Here is a 19,692-nt window from a genome sequence, read left to right as displayed (position 1 = left end):
TTACCAACTGATGCTTTTCGTAAGTCATGCGCGCTCCACCACGTCAAACTGGAGGCCGGTCGTGCGCTGCATGCTGATCGGCCAACTGAAATTGTCGCCCTCGATCCAGCCTTCAATGACCGGCTTGGCCAGGTTCACCGCTTCAGTCCCCAACAGCTTCGTGCGCAAGGGCCGCGTCAATTCGACCTGCCCCGCGCCCGATCCGTTCAACACCACCTGCGCGGCAGTGAAATAGAGATAGCGGTGGCCGTTGCGGGTGATGTTGAGCGCCTGGCCCATGCGGACGGCGTAACGCGGCGTCGCGCCAGTGATTTGGACATAGCGCCCACCGGCGACAGCGCTGGCAACGGTGATGGCGAGGCCAGGCGTACCCACCTTGAAATCGACCTGCGGCACTTCCAGAATAACGCCATAGCGCTTCGCCATCTGGCACCGTGCCACAAGACGCCGGCCATCCGGCTCCATCGCCTTTGGCGGCACGGTATATGACAGCACATGACCGCCGCCGAGACGGTCCACTTTGTTGATCGAACCGCCCAACACCGGCTTTTGCAGGACGCCGAAGTCCTGCATGCCAGGCTCTGCCAACTGACATTCGACGTCGGTCAGATCGATGAAGGCCATGGGTCAGCGGCCCATCCGGCGGCGGCTGCGGCGCGCTGCGCGCCTTTCGGTCGTGCCGACAGCCTGCGCAGACGCCATCCCATCCATTGCCTGGATTTGCGCCCACATCTCGGGCGTCAAGACGTTGCCGGTGATGTGGTAGATGTTGCCACCACCATCATTGTCGTTGTTTCCGCGCCTGATGTCGACGGTTTCTCCCGCCGTGCCCCAGAATTGAACGAGGTTGGTGTCGATGCCCGGCGCGCCACCAATCTCAAAGCTGCCGCCTGTGGCGAAGCCGGGCAGGTTTTTCGGCACAGCGAGACTGGCCGACAGCCCGTTAAGGTAGGACTGCGAACTTGTACTGACCCCGCCGAGGCCGCCGCTGGAAGTGGTGCGTACACCGCCAATCGCGCCGATCCCGTTCATGATGGCGCCGAATATGCCGCCACCACCCCCGCCGCTGGCACCTCCAGCCTGACCCATAGCCTGACGAAACATATTGAACAGCATATCGGTCAGGCTGTTGAGCGCCTCTTCCAGGCCACGCGAAACCTGATCCTTCCACCAGTTTTTCACGAATCCGCCAAGATCGCCGTCGAGTGCGGCGCGCATCGCGCCTTTGAAGGTGTCACGCCACTGGCCTTGCTGGCGAGCACGTTCTTCCTCATCCAGTTCGCGGTTCGCACGATCGCGAGCATCTTCCTCTGTAACCTTGCCTTCGCCGTCGCGATAATATTGCTCGGTACGCCGGGCGGCCTCCGCTTCGCGCGCGGCGGCACGCTGCTTGGCCGCGCTGTCGCCGCGGATGCGGGACAATTCGGCCTCGCGCTCCAATGCCTGCTGGGTGGCGACCTTGGCGGCGGCATCGGCGCGGGCGATATCAACCTGCACCAAATCTTCCGCAGCGCGCTTCTGCGCCTGGAGGATGGTCAGGCCCTTGCCCTGCCAGAAGGTCGTGCGCTCTTCGAGATAGGCCTTGTCAGCGGCGTAGCGGGCCATCTGCTCATCGCCGCGAATTTCCGCCAGCTGCTGGTCAAGCGCATTCTCCGCCTGGGCGATCTCGCGCGCATCGAACTCGGCTTCAGCGGCCTTGATCTCCGCGATGTCCTTCGCCGCGGCGGTGCGCGCGGCAGCCACCGACAGTCCAGCGTCTTCATAGTCACGCTGGCGCTGAAGGATGTCGAGCTTATCCTGGATTCGGCGCATCTCGTCCTTGTCATCGCGGGCGCGGGCGACGGCCATCTGCTGTTCAAGCTTCATCTGCTCGCGGCGGTTGGCGAGCTCTTGCGCGGATGGGCCGGATCCCTTTGCCGTCTTGCCGGCATCAGCCTTGTCGAAGTTCAGATCGACGGTGCCAAATTCCGGGCTGTTGATGTTGCGGGTGTAATCCTCAACGGATTTAACACGGGTATTGAGGGCTTCCGCGAGTTTCGTAACGGTCGCCTCTTGCTCCTGCACTGCCCGCATAGCCGGAGCAATTTGCGTGTTACCGACCGCCCCCGCCGAACCCGGATTAGGGATGGTTGATTTCGCCAGTGCCAAGTTGGCGCGCGCGCGGGCGAGCGCTTTTAGAGCAGCAACGCCGTCAGCGCGGGCCGCCTCCATGGCTTGGAGCGCTGCCGCCCGATCAACCTTCATCTTCTCGATGATGGCCTTGCGCGCTTCACCGGTTGCGGAAACGAGCTTCAACGCTTCTTGTTGCTGTCGCGCGTAGGCATCGCTCGCGGCCTGCGCCGCCTGGGTCGCAGCACTACTGGCGGTCGCCGTGCGGCTGACCCACAGGACTAACAAGGTGAGAGCTGTCACGGCGAGGCCGATCCCGCCCGCCCAGATCGACATGGTATAGCCGAGCGTCATCAAGGCAGCATTCGTACCCGACAGTGCAAAAATCAGCCGCCCGAGCACAGCGACGACGGCGCCAAGCGGGTTCAGAAGCACACCAAGGATCGCGCCGAACGTCCCGAACGCTCCGGTAAGAAGGACGATCGGAGCAATCACCTTAACGATACCCATCAACGCCAGGATCATTGGCCCGGCCGCTGCCGCTACGCCCCAGATCGCGACAACGACAGTGCGGAACCAGAGCGGCAGCTCAGCCAAAGTACGAACCATCGAGGAAAGCGCGTTCTGCACAGCTGTGAAAGCAGCAAGGATGCCGGTTTCGCCGAGCGCGATCTTCAGCTCATCGAAAGAGTTGCTTAGATCCTGCGAAGATGCCTCGACACCCTGCAACTGGATCGCCAGCTTTTCACCGGCATCGGTTTGCCCAATTGTCCTTTGCAAATCCTCGAAGGATTGGCCGCCCAGACGCATGAGGCCGATTGCGGTGCGCATAGCGTCGCTTCCGAAAATCGTGGAAAGAACGTCAGTGCGAGAGCGATCGGAGAGGTTTCCTAGCTTCTCACTCAACTGGTCTGCGATGTCAGCCATCGGCCTCATTTTTCCAGTCGCGGTGTCATAGAACTCCAAGCCTAGCCGTTTGATCATCTCCTTCGCTTCTTTGGAATTGCCATTCAGCGCCGAAATAAATGTCTTGAAACTAGTACCCGCGTCCGAACCGCTCCCGAACAATGCGGCGGTGCCGGCAAGTGAAGTGTTGAAATCTTCGAAGGTGACGCCTGCGGCACCAGCTACCCCGCCGCCCTGCGCGATGGCGTCTTTGAAGTCGTTGAACCCCAACTTCGATGCGTCAAGCGCGCCAGTGATATTGTTAACCACCCGCTCCAGATCGCCAGACGTTTTGTTGAATTGCGCCATCACATCCGTCACTACGGCGGCGGACTGGCCTAGATCTGCGGCATTGGCGGCAGCTAAACGCAATGTCTGCGAAAGACCGCCATTCAATATGTCGGTCGCATTCATGCCGGCCAGTCCTAGCGTTTCGATCCCGTCAGCCGCCTCGGCAGCGCTGCGGCCGACTTCTGGTCCGAGCCGTCGCGCCGCATCGGACAGCGCTACCAGTTGATCTCCGCTGATCCCGCGCAGGGCAGCATGAACATTGTTCATTGATTTCTCGAAGGCGCCCGCACCGCGCTTCGTCACGATAGCCATGCCCGCAAATGGAACGCTGATCGCGGCAGACATGCCTAATGCGACATTGCGAATGGACCCTTCCAGATCCTTAAACTGTGACATGACCTCTTTGGCGAAGTCCGCGAGTGCTTCGCGGGCATCCTCGAAGCCATCGAACCATCCGCGCACGTCTAGGCCCAATTCGCCGTGCAAGCCGCCGATTTTCATGTCATCCATCGATGTTTCCGATTCTAGCTGGAGCGGTGGTGATGGCACAAGGACTGAAACTGATGCCGGCGCTCGCCTTGATTTGCGCGTGCGGTCCGGTGCAGGAAACGCCCACTTTCAATGAATTCAACGCTGCTGAAGAGCGTGAATTTCAGCGAAAGAGAGCGGCCGGAGAAGACGAGGAATACAACAAGATTTTGGCCGCGCGCGCTCCTGCCGCCCAGTCTGGCAATGCTAGGCGCAGAGAAATGTATGGCAGAGCAAAAGCCGCATGTGAAAACCTTGCAAAATCTGGTGTATCTCGCCCTCAGTGCCCGCCGAAGCCGCCGATTTGCTACAGCGAAGACGGATCTCTAAAAGAGGTGCCGTGCTAAGCTACTTTCCGGATATTGATCGGCGCACCCGCCGCCTTCATCTCCTGAAACGCCGCCAGCATCGCATCGGTCGACTGCTTCTTTTCCGGCACGGCCGGTTTCAACAGCGTGTCCAACGTGGGCAAGGGCTTGTTCTTCGGATAGCGCGAGAGGTTGGCCGCCAGCCGTGCATGATAGGTGAGGGCCTCGATCTCCGCCCGGCGGCCGGCTCTGTAGCCGTCCAGCGTCGCCTTTAGAGTGCGAGGCGTCTGTCGCCAGAACGCATCCGGGTCATGCCCAGCCTGCGTCCATAGCGTCAGGAGTTTGATCCAGTCCCACCCCTTTTGCGAGCCGGCTTGACCTTTCCCTCCGCACTCGCCGTGTCGTCCGACGGCGCGGGCATGGCGGCTTTGAGCGCGCGGGCAAGGGCGTCCTTCATCACGTCCAGACCGGCGTCGGACATGATCTCGCCGGCTTCCACGATCGACGTCTGCGGATGGTGAGCCTGAAGGCCCGCGCAGAAGATCGAGCGCAGCAGCTTGAAGCTGGGCTTGTCCTGAATCTGCTCTACCAGATCCGCGACGCCCAGGCCCGTTTCATCCTCCAGTTCGCAGAAGGTGTTGATATCGAACACCAGCGTGAACTCGGAGGCGCCCGCCTTGAAGGACGCCTGGCCACGAAGCGGATTAGGCACCGGCAGCCTCCGTTTCTTCGCTCGCCCACTTCACGCGTAGCGTGCCGGTGCGGCGGTCCAGCATCGGGTTCGAGCGCACATAGTTGCGGACAATAAGCTGGCCGGAGATTTCCCAGGTGCCATCACCATTCACCAACACGATCTTGTATTCGAGCGGCCGGCCATAGGCCTTCGCCTTCCGGCAAAGCTGGTCGGTGACCGAGCCGGGGATGTAGTTCATCACTAGGTCGGCCTCTTCGCCATCCTTCAGCGGAGCGTTGATGTAGCTCTTATAGCCAATGGTCTTCATGTGGCTGGTTTCGACCAGATCGGCCGTACCCTCGGGCAGGGGCACCTCAGTCAGTTCGCCCAGCTCTACAAGCGTGCTGCTGCCCGAGGTCGGGTCTTTGAGCCAGAACTCACTCAGATGGCCGGTTTCAACGTCGCTCATGACAAAAGCCTCCTTCAGGCTGGTGAATAGCGGACACGAATGTCCGTTGAGGTGCGATAGATCGGACCGTTGACGCCTGGTTCGCTAAGATCTCGGCGGCCAAGTACGGACGCCGGACGGAAGTAGAAGCCTTGGTCGCGATAACGAGGAACCATGGTGGCGATGGCCTTGTCACGCAGTTGCTGAGCGACGATGACCGACGGGGCATAGGTGTCCAGTTGAAGGCGCATGAACTGAAGCGATTGCAGCCCCCTCATATGCTCATCCATTGGCGCGGACACGGTTGTCAGGACGATCGCCGGCATTGCCGAGCCTTGCGGTCGCAGCACCCAGAATACCGCCTTTGACGTTTCATAGTCTGCCAGCATCTCTGCGACCGGATCAGCTTCGATCAGCCGTAGGCGTAGCGCGTCTTCGATATCCATGATCAGGCAGCTTTCTTAACATCTGCCCAGAGCGAACTGCCCATAGCGCGGCGGACCTCTTCCCGCGTGTTGTCCAGCGCCGGGCGCATGAATGGATGGGCCGGTGAATGCGACGTGCCCAACTCGACCATATGGCCGTAGAAGCCTTGATCCTTCGACGGCCCGACATAGATCGCCGAGAAAAAACGACTTTGTTTGACAGCAGCAAAGTTCAAACCAGCATCAAAACTTATGATGATGCTTTCGCGCAGGTTGCCGGTCAGCACCGGCACTAACCGCTGCGCTTCCGCTTGAATGATGACAGCACCTGCCATCAACGATCTTTCACGAGAGGCTGGCGATACCGCGTCACGGATCGCCAGCAACTTGCGATCCATCGCAGCCAAGCCCACAAATTTCATGTAGGCGCAGACTCTACCGTGACCCGAAAGCCTTCATTTTTTCCAAGCGGAACAATGCCACGAATATCCCAAGCCGGCCATTTGTCTGGGTCAGTGTCGCTGACGGGATAGTACAGTCGGTGTTTAACACTGAGCAAACGAGTCACGCTGTTGGAGAGGACGTCAAAAGACGCCTTTTGTGTCGCGCCGTCTTGGGCCGACGCGCGCTGTTCATCGCCACTTCCAAAATATGCTGATGCCCAGTATTTATTGCCGAGAACCACCCATTGTTCCCCGACAGTCGAATGACCACGACCGTCGACGCTCGACTGTCTCGTTTTAAATGCGATCCGCTTATCCCGGCGCGAGGGCCGCAAGCTGTCGATGGCCATCAAACGGTCCATGTCTTCAGTGGGCGGCAAAGATCTCTGGCGGCGTCCTCTACCGCACCGGCAAGGCCACCAGTCTCGCGGTCATGATAGAACCCAGCAAGCAGCTGGCGCATAGCCTGCATTAGCACCGGCTCGAACTCATTGATTGCAGCTGCATCTGCAAAGCCTGCCTGCATTTCGACAGTTACCCGGCTATTCAGCAGATATCGTGGCCAACTAGACGCCAGCAGCCGGGCGGGGCGAGAGCTCGCGTCCAGCATATATAGATCCGCATCTAGGGTGTGGGCAGCCCGCCAAGGATCGAAGTAGCTGACGCTGGTGATCGAAACGACGGGCCATGCGCGCAAGCGATAGCCGAAGGCCGGCAGTGCTTCCCGGATAGCCCGGCGCGTCAGCACCAACCCGGTGTAACGCTCCACCCATCCCCGCGCTGAGACGATGGCGTCACGGATCACCTGGTCCTCATCATCGCCATCGACACGCAACTGCGCCTTGGCCTGTTCGAGAGCGATCGGTTCCGCCATCGTCTTCGCTTTTTACTTAGCCTGATCGGCGAGCTGCTCGGCGACGATTTGATGCCCCGGCTTGGTCGGGTCGTTAAAGTCGATCCGGTTCTGCAACTCGGTCGTGCCGGCGCGCGGATCATTGTCGACGGCCGGATGATTAGGGTCGACGTCCGGCACGACCTGCAACGGCGCGCCCGACGGGTCGAAGGCGTCGGCCGCCGGAATGTTTGCCGGGCCGGAGGTGTCGAGCTGGGCGGCAATGGCGGGCGGATTTGCGCTCGCCTGAGTGAAGCCCTGCGCGCGATCAGCCTCCGCCGCCGTAATGGCCGCCGCCAGCGCATCCAGCACGCCGCTGCGCTTCTTGCCCGCTTCTTCGGCGGCCTTAACCCGTCTTATTCAGCGGTGGGGCTTTGAGGGTTGGCGGGAGTGGCGTAAGCCTTTGGCTTGCTGTAGGAAATTGGATGTCTAGACCAACCTGCAGCGAGGCAAAAAATGCCACAGGCCACACCCGCCGAGAGCCACGATAGCGCGGCGGTGATTTCGTTTCCAGCGGTGTTGCGCAAGAAGGTGACGGGCGCCTTCGACGGAGGGCGACTGACCTCGGACGGTGGTGTAGTGCTGCTGGCCCAGGCCGAGCGGGAGATGGGTATCTGCAAGCGCCTTGCCGCCTGCATCGCCGACCCGCGCGACCCTGCGCGGGTGATCCATAGAGTGGATGATATCCTGCGGGCGCGGGTTCTGGCGATCGCCTGCGGCTACGAGGACGCCGACGACCTCGACGCCCTGCGTGACGATCCGGGGTTTCGCCTGGCGCTGGGTAAGTCGCCGGAGGCAGGGGTCGGTCTGGCGAGCCAGCCGACGATGAGCCGGTGGGAGAACGCCCCGACCACGCGCGAACTGGCACGGATGATGATTGCGATGGTCGGCATCTACTGCGCCAGCTATTCCAAACCGCCCAAAGCGGTGACGCTGGATATCGATGACACCTGCGACGTCGTGCACGGCTACCAGCAACTTTCGTTCTGGAACGGTCACCATGGCGAGCGATGCTTTCTGCCGATCCACGTGTACGATACGGCGACGGGCCGCCCCGTCGCCATGCTGCTGCGCACCGGCAAGACGCCCTCGGGTGCGGAGGCCGCCGGGCACATCCGGCGCCTCGTGCGGCATATCCGCCAGCATTGGCCCGCTACGCACATCACCGTCCGTGGCGACGGGCATTATGGCAGGCCCGAGGTCATGGCCTTCTGCGAGGCACATGGCATCGACTATGTCTTCGGCCTTCCCACCAACGCCGCCCTGCGTGCCAATCCCGACATCGTGGCCGCCGCCGATGCCTGTGCCGTCCAGCGTGCCGAGGAAAACCGGGTGGTGCTGCGCAGCTATGCCGAAATCCGTTATGGGGCGAAAAGCTGGAAGTGTCAGCGCCGCGTCGTCGCCCGGATCGAAGCCAGCACCTTGGGCATGGACATCCGCTACGTCGTCACTTCCCTGGCAGAAGGCTCGGCCGAGCACATCTACGACAGCCTTTACTGCGCCCGTGGTCAGGCCGAAAACCTGATCAAGCGGCACAAGAGCCAGCTCAGCAGCGATCGAACTTCATGCCGATCGGCCAACGCAAACCAGATGCGGCTGATCCTGCATACCGCCGCCTATTGGCTGATGTGGCGCATCCAGCAGGCGATACCCAAGACAAGCGCGCTCGCCGCCGCCGAGTTCGCCACGCTGCGCCTGCGGCTCCTCAAGGTCGCCGCCCGCGTGATCGAAACCGCAACCCGCATCCGCATCGCCTTCGCGTCAGCCTGTCCCGAGGCCAGCACCTTCCGGGCCATTGCGGCCGCCTTCAGGCCTGCCCCGACATAGCCGCCCCGGCCGCACGTCAGAACCGCTCCCTCCAACTCGCAAGCCTATCAAATATCCGCGGTGAAATAGACGCAGCGAAATCCCTCGTCCTGATCACATACAGGCTGGCACCGAAAAACGCGGACCGCCGAAGCGAACAACGTCACGAATAATCCGGGTTAAGCTTCAGCAGATCGTCATGGGACAGGTCGGCGAGGCCGCCCTTCACATCGTCAACGCTGCCGTCCAGCAGCTTGGTCACATCGTTCATGGAAAGTCTCCTTGGCTTGTCGAAACCCCGCCCCGCTCGCGGCGCTTCGAAAAGCCGGGCCGGCGTGAACCGGCCCGGTCAGGCTAGCGAGGATCAGGCGCCGATCTTCATGACCTTCATGGAATCCGGGTTCTTCACGCCCCCGCCGACACGCTTCGTGCAGTAAAAGCAGATGTACGGCTTGTTGGTGTAGGGGTCGCGCAGGACGCGGAAGCCGATACGGTCGATAACGAGGTACGTTTCGCGCATGTCGCCGAACGCCAGCGAGAGCGCGTCTGCGGCGATGTTCGGCATGTCAGGCATGTCGACAACGGGATAGCCTGCCAGCGTCGACGGCTGCCCGGCGACAAAGGTCGGCTGCCAGAGATAATTGTTCTGGCCATCCTTCAGCTTCCGGACGGCGCCGAGCGACGACCGGTTGGTGAAGAACTTCGCATTGGGCGTATAGACCGCCGGCAGCTTGTAGACGATGTCCACCACCTTGTCGGCGGTGATGGCGGTGGCGTTGCCACTGGTCACCACCTCGATCGCACCCCAGGGGTGGCGGGCCGCAGCCGCGCCGCCGGTGGCATAGGTCAGGAAGCCATAGGGCTTGTTGGTCCCGTCGCCGCCGACGAAGGCGATGCCCTCCTGCCGGGAGAACTCGGTTTCGATTTCACCGGTCAGCCAGTTTTCCAGATCGATTTCGGCATCGTCCAGCACATCCTGCGACGCCGCGGCGTTCGCATAGAGCTGACCAAGTCCGAAGGGCAGGGCGGTGAACTGCGGCGTGGCGGTCGCAGGGCGCGACGCCGTTTCGCCCACCCAGCCGCTGCCGACCGTGCGATCGGTGAACAGCTTGGTGAAGCCAGCCTTCGAGATCGAGATAACCGTCGATTCCTGGCGCATCGGCGTGATGAGCTTCAGGCGACCGGAGATGGTGCGATCCCACTCGATCGGCGTCAGCAGGCCGCCATCGGCGGGCACGCCTTCCGACATAGCGGCGCGGGGACCGACCTTCTGCGCAGCCATCAGCTTGCGATGATCTTCGGCGCTCTCCGTGCGCATAAACGACGCAAAGGCGTTCGAATATTCCGGGTCGGCAGGCGCCACCTTCTGGCCGCTGGGGTTCATGGACGCCGCTGCGATCTTCAACGCATGTTCGTTGAGGGTCGTTTCCAGGGCGTTCATGGTGCCGTTGAGCTTGTTCAGCTTTTCCGTGACCTCTGCGCCATCGGCCTTCGCGCCGATGTTCGCCTCAATCGTGTCGCGGAACTCCTTATGCGCCGCCTGAAGCTGCTCGATCATGGCCTTCGGATCGGTGGTCACGTCTGCGCGCACCGTCGCGCCGATAAGCGCGCGGGGCAGCACCGGCAGTTCGCGAGGGGCGAGCGTAGGCGCGGTCAGGGTCAGTTCGCCCTTGCGGGCGGCGAACATCGTGCGGAAGGGATGGGCGAGCAGGGTCGCCACCGCCGATAGGGCGGCCTTGGAATGATACTTCATCTTACACTCCTGGTTACTTGCGGATCTCGGCAAGGAAGGACTGCGCAGCAGCCATCCAGCCGGTTTCGTTGCCTTCAGCGCCAGGCGTGTCGGCGGGGTCAGGGGCAGCGCCGGGCGTGCCCTTGAGACTTTTGATGCGGGCGCGCGCCTGGGTGCGCGTCATCCCGCTGGAAATCAGCGCCATTTCCATGGCGCGGACGTCATTGACATCGCGATCGGATGCCTTGGCCTTTTCATCGACCTTGGTCTGGTCGGCGGCCAGCAACTCGTCCGCAAATCCGCGATCGATGGCGACCGACCCTGACATATAGGTTTCGGCGTCCATCCACTTCGCGCAATCGGCAACCTTTTGGCCGCTGCGCTGGGCATAGACGTCGGCCATCGCCTGATCGAAGGGCGCCAGATAGTCAGCAACCTCCATCATGTCGTTGCGATTGCCGGCGGCATAAACCCAGCAATTATGGATCATGAGGAATGATGCCGCCCCGATCTGGACGGTGTCGCCCGCCATAGCGATGACGGAGGCGGCCGATGCCGCCATGCCCATGACCTTGATGGTCACGTCCTGCGGATGCTCGCGCAACACGTTATAGATGGCGAGTCCCTCGAACATATCGCCGCCGGGGCTATTGATCTGGACTTCCACCGGCCGGTCGCCGATCGCGCGCAGCTGCGACGCAACCTTTTTCGCGGTGACGCCGCCGCCGGTCCACCAATCCTCGCCGATGATATCGAACATCGTGATGACATTGTCCCCGGCCTCCAGCGCTGCCGGGCGGATGCCGGCGGCATCGGCGTTCCAGCGATCAAGGACAGTGGCGGGCGAAAAGGCGCTGACTTCACGGCTCGCCGGAATCGGGAGCGCGCCGGGCCGATTGCGACCCTGCACCTTGCCCAGGATCGAAGCGGGGCGGCCAGGCGCAGGCTGCACCGGCTTGGCGCCGGGGGCCGGGCGAACCCCCACCGTCTTTACGGCGGCAGGCTTTGCGCCCGGCTGCTTGGGATCACTCATCGTCCTTTTCCTTCGATGGTGGCGTAGATTTTGAGGGTTGCGGCAATTCATCGCCGCCATCGATCGGATTGAGATCGAACGCGCCGCGAACTTCGTTGGCTGTCCGATAGGGGTTGGTCTGCCCTAGGGCTTTTGCGAAGAACTCCGCCTGATCTTTCAGCGAGCCGCGCAGCAGCGCGCCCTCGTTGAACTTGACGTACAATTCGTCGGCGTCCTGCTCTTCAACTGTCAGGCATGACCGTTCGATCGCCTGCTCCCACGCGACGAACCAGAGCATCAGGCAATAAGTGACAAAGAACAGTCCCAGTTGTTCAATGCCACTGCCCCAGCTCGTTTCATCGAACATCAGCAGCGGGCGAGGAACGCCCGTAATACGCGAAACCTCTTCAGCCTGGCGCTTGCGCATCTCGTCATATTGCGCGTCTTTGGCGGACGTTATGAAAGGCCTGGCTTTCAGCCCTTCTTCCAGGATCATCCATTCCCCGGCGCTTTCCGCGCCCGAATGGTCTTCACGCAGGCTGTCGCGCAACTGTTCAATCGCTTCAGTGCCAAGCTGCTTTTCAGTCTCCAGTGCGCCGCCGGCCATCACCCCGCCGCTAAGCAGCTTGCCCGCTGCCTTTTCCGCCTGACTGGCGATGCCGATCGCGTTCGCCGCTATATCGACCAGATCGAGACCGCGCAGGCCGTCGCATGTCACCGGGTGACGGAAATGGAACACATCCGACTGTTGCAGTGTGACAGTGCCACCCTTGGGACGACGATATTCGAACGTCAGCTTCCAGTCGTCGGACAGCTTCGGCGTCACGCTCTTGCGCGGAAGCGGGATTAGCGCAATCACCTGATTGGCCTTGCCGCGCACGATGCCGCGTATGATCAGCGCATAAGCATTGCCGTCCAGCAGAGCCAGCGTCTGCATATAGCTCTTGAATTCGAAGGCAGTCTGATACTGGTTCGGGCGCTTATGCAGGATACGGAAGAGCGCGTGATCACGCGCCTTCTCGATCTTCTCTCGCCCGTTCACTATCGACCGGCGCATCAGATGGGTCGGCAACATGCCAATGCTGCCGGCGATGAGGTTGACTGCACGGAAGAAGGTGCTGTTACGCAGCGCCATCTTTTCGGTCACCGGCACGCCGGCCGAGCTGGTTCGTCCGCCGCGCACGAATTCCTGAAGCACCGGGCTGTCGAAATCCATTGCAGTGAATGCCTGCACCGTCGGACGTACTGTGCGGTCGACGCGCACGGCTCCGCCATGCGACCGCCGGTAGCCGGCGGCAGCGCGGTAGTCGTCAGGCGATGGCATATGCGATCAGACCCGAACGATGCCGCGCGAGCGATAGACTGATACGGGCTTCGCCGCTGGGTTCATTTCCAGCAATTTGGTCGCATTTAGAGCGGCGATCACCGGGTCGATCTTGGCCTTGCCGGAGATCTGTTTCGTGATCACAACTGCGTTACCCTTCTGTTCGATTTTCGCATTGCTCACCGACCAGTTGATCAGGCCAGACCCGCAATGCACGGCGCGGCTGCGCTTCAATTTTCGCTCAAGCGACCAAACGGCCGATGCCAGTCGATATCCCTGTGACACGGATACCAGTTGCGGAAAGACAATCCCAATCTCCGCCAGCGCGTCGACCAGCGCGCCTACGCCTTCGGGATCTAGGCCGACGCCGCTCTTTTCGGGCAGCAGACCACGATCCTTCACCTGTTCGACAATGGCGACGATCTCGCGCACGTCCCGCTCATCATCCAGCAGGTCGGCGGGTGGTACGTCGTCTTCATCCTCTTCGATATCGTCGAGGGGCGGGCCACCATTATGGCCCATGATGACCAGGTCACCATCCCGTTCGAAGTCGCGCAGGCGCGGCGCAATTTCCGACCGCAACTTCAGCACGCCCTCATCGACCCAGGCGCGAACCCAATAAAGCCAGCGCTTGGTACCGCGTTCGCGACCAGCAACGCAGATCGCGTAGAGGTCGTCCAGTCCTCCACCGTCTACGCCGACCACCGCGACTTCGCAGCGATCCAGCAGACTAGCGAGCGTCAGCGTCCTATCTGCCGCCGCCTCCCAATAGTCCGCACCTCGCCACCGATCCCGGCTAAGGCGAAGACCGATCTCGACATTCAGGTGCTTCGCCAGGAACACTTGCAACGCACCGCCATCGCCGCGTTGGGCCTCCGCTAGCTTCTCGGTCAGCCAGATCGGATCAACCGACCGCCCGATATTCGGGTTGGTGACATAGAAGTTTGCCGGTTCGAGATAAGCCTGATCCTCGATCATCGACGCCGGATATTCGTACAATATTCCCAGCTTGCGGGGATCGGAAATCACGCCGTCTCGGACATCCCGAAAAAGCTGAAGCTTCTCTTTGAACACGCCCGCCGGAGACTCGTCGCTATGCGTCGAGAGATACACGACGAAACCTTCCGGCCGCGACACCATGCCGCCCGTCGCTTCCATCAACATCGCGTCCGCGTTCGCTCTTTTGCCGAACAGCCATAGCTCTTCGACCAGTACGAACGCGGCCTTCTTGCCCGACACGATATCCGTGTCAGCCGCCACCACCTTAAGTTCTGCTTCGGTTACCCGATGCTTGATGATGCGCTGATGCTCGACAACATGGAGCAGCGCGGCCAATTCCGGATCGTTGCGCACCATGCCGGCCGCCGGCACGAAAACGTTGTTCGCCACCTCTTTCGTCGGCGCCAGCACGAGCAACTCGGCTGAATGCCGCCAGTTGCGGATTAGCGCCGTCACCATGATCCCGGCCGCGATCGTCGACTTGGCATTCTTCTTGCTGATCAGCAGCAAGAACTCGGTAATTAGGCGACGCGCCTGCCCATGGTCATAGGCGCCAAAGATCGCAGCGACGAAATCAAATACGAACGGTTCGCACGCCTCGCCGAAGGTTGGCATTCCGGGCACGTCGACAATACGCAGCGACTTGAACACCGCCAGCGCTGCCGCCGCCTCATCGGGGAACAGTGGATCGAACGGGATTAGTGACCGCCGTTCAACTATCCGCGCCTCCCAGTCGAGGCAGGCGGTCGACCAGACCGGCACCCCGACTAGTTGATCAGCCTGGGAGCGGCGGGCGGCGCGAACTTGCCGCCAACTTGCCCTGCCGCATCCTTCGCCGCCGCCTTCTTGCCCAGCTTTTCAGACGTGGACTTGACCGGACCATGGTCACGGTGGGCGACACGATCGGACAACTCAGCCAGCGCGGCTTTGTCGAGCCGCTTCATCAATTCTTTCTCGGCCGCGACGTTGCCCCCCTGCGCCGCCGAATTTAGGCGGGCCAGCTGGGTCATCTCCATCCGCAGGCGGGCAGCTGATCGCTTCGCGACCTCGGCAAAATAATGTTTGCGCAGCGTCGGGACCGACATCCCGATTGCCGTTGCCGCCTCCTTGACGCTCAGGCCTTTGGCGAAGGCCAGCAGCACCTTGTTCGAGTTTTCGAGTGACCAGCCATGTTCCGGTCGCCCACGGCCTTCCTGTCGCGGAATGATCGGGTCACCGAACAGATCGACCCCCGAAAATTCCTCAGCCACAAAAAAAATCTCCAAATGAGAGAGGCGGCGGTGATGGCGCCGCCAGCCTTCTAGACTTTTGACCCACCCCCCCACGTCTCGCCCCGCGCCCTCGCGGCCCGCGCCCGCGCCGTCTTCGCCTGATGCTCCGAGTTGGTGAGCCATTCGGTGTTGGCCGGATCGAGGTCCGCGCCGCCATCCTTGCGCTCGACCTTATGATCGAGGATCAGCCGTTCGCCCGGCTTGGCCCGCCGTTTCGCGGCGGCATAGTCGGCATCACGTTTGCGATCCCGAACCAGCTCGCGCCAGCCCGGCGATGAATAGAAGCCTTCTGCCACCTTGGGCGCGGCACGCACTCTCGCAGGCATCGAACCAAGCCGAGAGCCGAGGGCTGTCAATCGTCCCATGTCCTGGCTCCGGTTCAGTTCACAAAGTTCATAATGACGATGACGGCATGAACCGCCGACCGTCGCACCTCGCCCCACCGCACTAGGGGCAGGGCCGGGTAAGGACCCGTTCGGGGGGAGGGGTGGCCACCGGTTGCCCGTCACCGCCCATGCCCGCCGGTCAGCATCCCTCGAAAACGACAGTGCCCGCCGGGCAAGGACCAGGCGGGCACTGTAGGTTAGGAGAGGATCGCCGCGTTCAGCCATAGGCCGTTCCCAAGCGTAGATATCTATAGGCTGAAACAGGCCTCAATCCGAACAAACATAATTGTAAGGCCGAAACTTATACCGTTTGACATAGCAAAGCCTTTGAAATCGCTGCATTTGCTGCCTTCGTGACCTTGTGCATGGCGCGTCCGTAGCGCATCCGCAGCCCGTCAGCGCCCAGCTTCACGCCCATCGGCTTGCGCAATTGCATCCATGGCACCTGCTTCACGCCTCGCGACAGGGCGGTGATGGCCAGCCCGATCAGCTTCCGCTCTTCCGGCTTGACCGCCATCACCCACCCGAACGCCTCTTCCATGTCGGCGATGTCACGGCGCGAAGCCGGCAGCGGCCGCAATGGCGCCGGCCCCATGTCACCGCCCCGCGCATCATAGTCGCCGGCATTGCGCTCGCGCACGATATCCGGCCAGCACGCCTTGACCCGCAACCAGCCCGCTTCCCGGTCCGACATGCGCCGCATGACAAGCATCGCCTCGACCAATCGCTCTTCGACATCGGCAAAACTATACATCCTCCCTTCCTCCCTCTCTTGGGAGGGAGATATGGGAGGAAGAGAGTTATAGTTATCAATGGGATAGTCGTCGTGTGGGAGCATGGGAGGATAATCCTAAGAAGTTCGCGCGCGCCTGCGCGCATGTGTCACGCGCGTGTGCCCGCGCATCCGTGGGGTTTGGTCATTTTCCCTCCCAAGCTCCCCGAAGCTCCCAAAGCCCCGGAAATCTGCGAAGTACGGGCCAAACCCATCCTCCCAGCGGAGGGAGTGAGGGAGGATCAAGGCGGCAAATCATCGTCGTCGAATGTCATCGGCGGCAACGGCGAGGGGGGAACGGGGGGCGTGTCAGCCACCGGCTGTGACGCAGGCGCACCCAGCGGCGCTCCGGCCGACGGCATGTCCGGGTGCCGGGGAGGCGGCAAATCGCGCTCGACCGGCTTGCCATTGTCGATGAAGTCGATCGGATCATATCGCAGCACGATGTCCTGCCACTTCATCGTGCTGGACTTGTTGATCTTGAAGCTCTTGCGCTCCATTTCGGCGCGCAGCTTCTTGGCCGACCATGGCTTGCCCGTCTGGGGCAGGTTTTCCGACCAGGTCTGCCAGGCGACGAACAGTTCGTGCAGGGCGGTCGATCCGACCGTGTTGCCCGGCTCCCGGGCGACGCACTTGGCCAGGAACTGGCCGAGCAGATCGTTATCCTCATGATAGGCCTGCGTCGCCTCGACCATAGCGTCGGGCATGGTCAGCCCGTCCGTCAGATAGGCGAGCGCGCCCTCGATCATCCGATTGAGGATGCCCGACATCTCCGACCGCAACTTGGCCTTTAGCAGCGGGTCCTGATCCTCCTTGGCGATGATAATCGTCCAGGGGACCACCTGCATACGCCGTCGGATGCCAAAGTCGGTGCCGATGCGGGGCAGGTTGTTCGCCATCACCGTATTGGTGAAGGTGATCAGCAATTCGAACGCGGGGCCATAGAGCTCGCGCACGCCGCCGATCGGCTCGTCGGATGTCAGCGACTTGACCAGCCCATCTGAGAATTTGGAATTATCCTCCGGCTCGTTCGCATAGACCATGCGCCGACCGGCCAGCGCTGCCAGGTGCGGCGAAGGGCCGCCGCCATTGCGCTTGAAGCCAGAGTCCATGAAGGTTTCGATGCCGGTCGCCCAGGCATAGTCGCCGAGGATATGGGCATGGGTCTGCACCCACACGCCCTTGCCGTTCGATCCCTCGCCGTAGAACAGCGCCATCACCTGCGCATCGGCGATGCCCAGCGCATTATAGCCCGACCAGCGCATCAGCCAGTCGCGCATGTCGGCCGGAGGCTGCACCTGCGCCAGAAAGCCGTCAAATTGCGGGCAGAGCGCATCGGGCTGATAGGCCGCCCGCGCGATCTTCGTGATCTTGTCCTCGCGCCGATGCTCGCGCAGCTCCACGCGCGCAGTACGGCCGCCATCGGGCCGATGGAACACCAGCGTGCCGTTCTGGACGTTCAGCGCCAGCGGATCGGCATCAAACTCTTCCGGTCGCGCCGACAGGCGGGGAGGGGCCAGCTTGCGCAGACACTCGATATGCCCGCTGCTCTCCGACGTGCGCCCCCATGCCGCCAGCTTGTCGGAATATAGAACGATATCGCCGTTGCTCTTGACCTGCACGATATAGTCATGACGCGGCCCGTCATGGCGAGTCTGACGTGCCAAAGTGCGCTGATAATGCCACACAGCCGACTTGAACTTGCGCTTTTTATCTTTCGCCTTCTTGTACCACAGCGGATCGTCTTCATCCTCTACTTCGTCTTTTTCCTGATCTTTGTAGAACGGACCTTCAAGACGGGGATCGTCATCATGCTCAATTTCGATATCGCCCTCTTCCGGCGGGAAGGGAACGCCGCTGGCCCGAACATAATCGGCCTCTTCCTGAATGCTCCGCACCATCCGCTGCGCCGCAATGCCGAACAGCGCGTCGGCCATGCTCCTGTTCCAGCGAGTGCCATCCCATGCGATATAGCCGGGCGACGAACTGCTTTCGGCCCACGCCGCCACGCACAGGAAATCGCGGCCCGAACGCGCCATGAAGCGCTCCAGATTGCCCAGGTCCGTCATCGGGTAACGCGCGCATTCCAGCGTCAGGACGGCATCTGGGACCGCCCCCGCCCCCTTTTCATGGGCTTCGCGGCCTTCCCCTCCCTCTTGGGAGCTTGGCTCGCCATAATCAGTCGAAGGGGGAGGGGCGGAGGCGGACGAGCGGGAGGAACGATGCGGACGCTCCGCGCGCTGGCGCGCGCGCGTCGCGACGTCCGTTAGATTGCGGGGAGTAGCCTCCCCGGCGGTCCAGCCGCTGGTGATGGTGGCGTCGATTTGCCGATCGTCGTCGTCGCCGGGATTGTCCCGCGCCGCCGCTTCGATCGCCAGGCGGGCGAAGCGCGCGTCCACCGCCGGATAAGGCGTGCTGGCGACCAGCGTGGCAATATTGAACGCGCTTTCGTTCAACTGGTTCTGGCGCAGGCCTGACTTGGCCGACCGGATCAGCTGGCATTCCTTCTCCAGCGCGGAAAGCCCATATTTGCGGATCGCATCATATTCGGCCTGGTTGGCATCGGCGGGCCGTCCCGCCGGCGCATCGCTTGCCGCCACGGCCGCGCGCGGCCGATCGACGTCGGCACGCGCCTTCTTGCCCTTCGACCGCAAAATCTCGACCAACGCCGGCGGCGCCTCGACCGGATCGTCATGCCGGTTCGACAGCCAGCTATAGCGCCCCTCGCTTCCATCCTCGCGATAGAGGATCGACGGCGGCGCGATCACATAACCGCCCAGCCCGCGCACGTCGACATGCCGGGGCAGGTTTCCACGGTTGCGGATCGGCTCGCCGCCATCCTTGGGCTGGAGCAGATAGACATGGACGCCATCGCTCTGCGTCATGGCGGACAGGCTGCGGGGCAGGTCGCACCCCATCTGCTCGACCAGCGCGGCCTTCAGCGTGTCGAGCGTGAAGACCTCGCCCGTATCCTCGTCGGTGCGAGGGTCGAAATCGAGCGCGAACAGGCCGTTATGGCCCATCGCCAGCCCGATCATCGCATCGGGCCAGCGCTTCCACCACCCCTTGATGACCTCTTCGTCGCGGGTCGCATCCTTGACGCCATTGCCGCCATAGGGGGCCTTGGCCTTCAGGACTCGTTCCTTGCCGCCATGCAGCGTGATCGTTTCGTCGCGCTCGCGGCACGGAAACACAGGCCAGCCCCGCCGGGCATAGCTGAGGGCAGCCTGGCCCAGCGGTGACAACATCGGCGCGGATTGGCTCACAGTCAGAAATTCCCCCCGGCGGCCGCGCAAGGCGCCCCGGTCAATCAGTCATCGGTGCTGGC

Annotated in this window: 19 protein-coding genes; 2 read left to right on the top strand and 17 right to left on the bottom strand. The window is 62.1% G+C overall.

The features are described from left to right. Window positions 1-24: 24 nt before the first annotated feature. Both V473_RS13780 and V473_RS13775 read right to left on the bottom strand, forming a co-directional pair. Window positions 25-624 (bottom strand): hypothetical protein, encoded by a 600-nt coding sequence (locus V473_RS13780; RefSeq protein ID WP_066606066.1) that lies wholly within the window; start codon window positions 622-624, stop codon window positions 25-27. 3 nt (window positions 625-627) lie between these two features. Next, window positions 628-3,855: a phage tail tape measure protein gene (locus V473_RS13775; RefSeq protein ID WP_066606064.1), complete on the bottom strand. Its 3,228-nt coding sequence runs from the start codon at window positions 3,853-3,855 to the stop codon at window positions 628-630. A 32-nt stretch (window positions 3,856-3,887) separates the two neighbouring features. On the opposite strand from V473_RS13775, the gene V473_RS23630 reads away from it, so the two are divergent. After that, complete coding sequence (locus V473_RS23630; RefSeq protein WP_148648411.1) at window positions 3,888-4,220, top strand: hypothetical protein; 333 nt, start codon at window positions 3,888-3,890, stop codon at window positions 4,218-4,220. A 295-nt stretch (window positions 4,221-4,515) separates the two neighbouring features. On the opposite strand, the gene V473_RS13770 is transcribed toward V473_RS23630, so the two are convergent. From V473_RS13770 to V473_RS13745, 7 genes are read right to left on the bottom strand one after another with little or no spacing between them, the layout of a single operon-like run. Then, window positions 4,516-4,893 carry a hypothetical protein gene (locus V473_RS13770; RefSeq protein ID WP_066606062.1) on the bottom strand — a complete coding sequence of 126 codons (378 nt, stop codon included), beginning with the start codon at window positions 4,891-4,893 and terminating at the stop codon, window positions 4,516-4,518. Next, entirely contained in the window at window positions 4,886-5,323 is a 438-nt protein-coding gene (locus tag V473_RS13765; protein ID WP_066606060.1) for a phage tail protein, read from the bottom strand. Before V473_RS13765 ends, V473_RS13770 begins: the two co-directional genes overlap by 8 nt. A gap of 14 nt (window positions 5,324-5,337) precedes the next feature. Beyond that, window positions 5,338-5,748, bottom strand: a complete 411-nt coding sequence (locus V473_RS13760) for a DUF3168 domain-containing protein (protein WP_066606058.1) — start codon at window positions 5,746-5,748, stop codon at window positions 5,338-5,340. Between the two features lie 2 nt (window positions 5,749-5,750). Further along, entirely contained in the window at window positions 5,751-6,149 is a 399-nt protein-coding gene (locus tag V473_RS13755; RefSeq protein ID WP_066606055.1) for an HK97-gp10 family putative phage morphogenesis protein, read from the bottom strand. Continuing rightward, window positions 6,146-6,520 (bottom strand): phage head completion protein, encoded by a 375-nt coding sequence (locus V473_RS22980; RefSeq protein ID WP_169793946.1) that lies wholly within the window; start codon window positions 6,518-6,520, stop codon window positions 6,146-6,148. Before V473_RS22980 ends, V473_RS13755 begins: the two co-directional genes overlap by 4 nt. After that, window positions 6,520-7,044 carry a head-tail connector protein gene (locus V473_RS13750; RefSeq protein ID WP_066606047.1) on the bottom strand — a complete coding sequence of 175 codons (525 nt, stop codon included), beginning with the start codon at window positions 7,042-7,044 and terminating at the stop codon, window positions 6,520-6,522. The genes V473_RS22980 and V473_RS13750 overlap by 1 nt, the downstream gene beginning before the upstream one ends. Before the next feature lie 12 nt (window positions 7,045-7,056). Then, window positions 7,057-7,374 carry a hypothetical protein gene (locus V473_RS13745; protein WP_066606043.1) on the bottom strand — a complete coding sequence of 106 codons (318 nt, stop codon included), beginning with the start codon at window positions 7,372-7,374 and terminating at the stop codon, window positions 7,057-7,059. Between the two features lie 144 nt (window positions 7,375-7,518). Here V473_RS13745 and V473_RS13740 point away from each other — a divergent pair, with 144 nt between their 5' ends. Next, window positions 7,519-8,889 carry an IS1380 family transposase gene (locus V473_RS13740; protein WP_019052503.1) on the top strand — a complete coding sequence of 457 codons (1,371 nt, stop codon included), beginning with the start codon at window positions 7,519-7,521 and terminating at the stop codon, window positions 8,887-8,889. A 343-nt stretch (window positions 8,890-9,232) separates the two neighbouring features. Here the strand turns inward: V473_RS13740 and V473_RS13735 are convergent, their stop codons facing one another. From V473_RS13735 to V473_RS13700, 8 genes are all read right to left on the bottom strand, one after another. Continuing rightward, window positions 9,233-10,621, bottom strand: a complete 1,389-nt coding sequence (locus tag V473_RS13735; protein WP_082679144.1) for a phage major capsid protein — start codon at window positions 10,619-10,621, stop codon at window positions 9,233-9,235. A 13-nt stretch (window positions 10,622-10,634) separates the two neighbouring features. Further along, window positions 10,635-11,633: a head maturation protease, ClpP-related gene (locus V473_RS13730; RefSeq protein ID WP_082679143.1), complete on the bottom strand. Its 999-nt coding sequence runs from the start codon at window positions 11,631-11,633 to the stop codon at window positions 10,635-10,637. Then, on the bottom strand, window positions 11,626-12,876 hold the full coding sequence (locus V473_RS13725; RefSeq protein ID WP_216628556.1) for a phage portal protein: 1,251 nt from the start codon (window positions 12,874-12,876) through the stop codon (window positions 11,626-11,628). Before V473_RS13725 ends, V473_RS13730 begins: the two co-directional genes overlap by 8 nt. A gap of 66 nt (window positions 12,877-12,942) precedes the next feature. Then, complete coding sequence (locus V473_RS13720; protein WP_066606038.1) at window positions 12,943-14,697, bottom strand: terminase large subunit; 1,755 nt, start codon at window positions 14,695-14,697, stop codon at window positions 12,943-12,945. 5 nt (window positions 14,698-14,702) lie between these two features. Then, on the bottom strand, window positions 14,703-15,185 hold the full coding sequence (locus tag V473_RS13715; RefSeq protein WP_082679165.1) for a hypothetical protein: 483 nt from the start codon (window positions 15,183-15,185) through the stop codon (window positions 14,703-14,705). Window positions 15,186-15,235: 50 nt separating this feature from the next. Next, the gene (locus tag V473_RS13710; RefSeq protein WP_148648410.1) at window positions 15,236-15,532 is read right to left on the bottom strand and encodes an HNH endonuclease signature motif containing protein; all 297 of its coding nucleotides are present in this window, start codon (window positions 15,530-15,532) and stop codon (window positions 15,236-15,238) included. A gap of 361 nt (window positions 15,533-15,893) precedes the next feature. Further along, window positions 15,894-16,346, bottom strand: coding sequence for a DUF6362 family protein (locus V473_RS13705; RefSeq protein WP_066606033.1), 453 nt, complete (start codon window positions 16,344-16,346; stop codon window positions 15,894-15,896). Window positions 16,347-16,606: 260 nt separating this feature from the next. Continuing rightward, window positions 16,607-19,630, bottom strand: a complete 3,024-nt coding sequence (locus V473_RS13700) for a phage/plasmid primase, P4 family (RefSeq protein WP_148648409.1) — start codon at window positions 19,628-19,630, stop codon at window positions 16,607-16,609. Window positions 19,631-19,692 lie beyond the last annotated feature (62 nt).

Source organism: Sphingobium cupriresistens LL01 (assembly GCF_001046645.1).
Classification (GTDB): domain Bacteria; phylum Pseudomonadota; class Alphaproteobacteria; order Sphingomonadales; family Sphingomonadaceae; genus Sphingobium; species Sphingobium cupriresistens.
This window is presented reverse-complemented; position numbering and strand designations above follow the sequence as displayed.

What these genes read in the sequence shown, in the direction of transcription:
- V473_RS13780 (WP_066606066.1), bottom strand. Translation starts at nt 624, where the DNA reads ATGGCCTTCATCGATCTGACCGACGTCGAATGTCAGTTGGCAGAGCCT.
- V473_RS13775 (WP_066606064.1), bottom strand. Translation starts at nt 3,855, where the DNA reads ATGGATGACATGAAAATCGGCGGCTTGCACGGCGAATTGGGCCTAGAC.
- V473_RS23630 (WP_148648411.1), top strand. Translation starts at nt 3,888, where the DNA reads ATGGCACAAGGACTGAAACTGATGCCGGCGCTCGCCTTGATTTGCGCG.
- V473_RS13765 (WP_066606060.1), bottom strand. Translation starts at nt 5,323, where the DNA reads ATGAGCGACGTTGAAACCGGCCATCTGAGTGAGTTCTGGCTCAAAGAC.
- V473_RS13760 (WP_066606058.1), bottom strand. Translation starts at nt 5,748, where the DNA reads ATGGATATCGAAGACGCGCTACGCCTACGGCTGATCGAAGCTGATCCG.
- V473_RS13755 (WP_066606055.1), bottom strand. Translation starts at nt 6,149, where the DNA reads ATGAAATTTGTGGGCTTGGCTGCGATGGATCGCAAGTTGCTGGCGATC.
- V473_RS22980 (WP_169793946.1), bottom strand. Translation starts at nt 6,520, where the DNA reads ATGGCCATCGACAGCTTGCGGCCCTCGCGCCGGGATAAGCGGATCGCA.
- V473_RS13750 (WP_066606047.1), bottom strand. Translation starts at nt 7,044, where the DNA reads ATGGCGGAACCGATCGCTCTCGAACAGGCCAAGGCGCAGTTGCGTGTC.
- V473_RS13740 (WP_019052503.1), top strand. Translation starts at nt 7,519, where the DNA reads ATGCCACAGGCCACACCCGCCGAGAGCCACGATAGCGCGGCGGTGATT.
- V473_RS13735 (WP_082679144.1), bottom strand. Translation starts at nt 10,621, where the DNA reads ATGAAGTATCATTCCAAGGCCGCCCTATCGGCGGTGGCGACCCTGCTC.
- V473_RS13730 (WP_082679143.1), bottom strand. Translation starts at nt 11,633, where the DNA reads ATGAGTGATCCCAAGCAGCCGGGCGCAAAGCCTGCCGCCGTAAAGACG.
- V473_RS13710 (WP_148648410.1), bottom strand. Translation starts at nt 15,532, where the DNA reads ATGCCTGCGAGAGTGCGTGCCGCGCCCAAGGTGGCAGAAGGCTTCTAT.
- V473_RS13705 (WP_066606033.1), bottom strand. Translation starts at nt 16,346, where the DNA reads ATGTATAGTTTTGCCGATGTCGAAGAGCGATTGGTCGAGGCGATGCTT.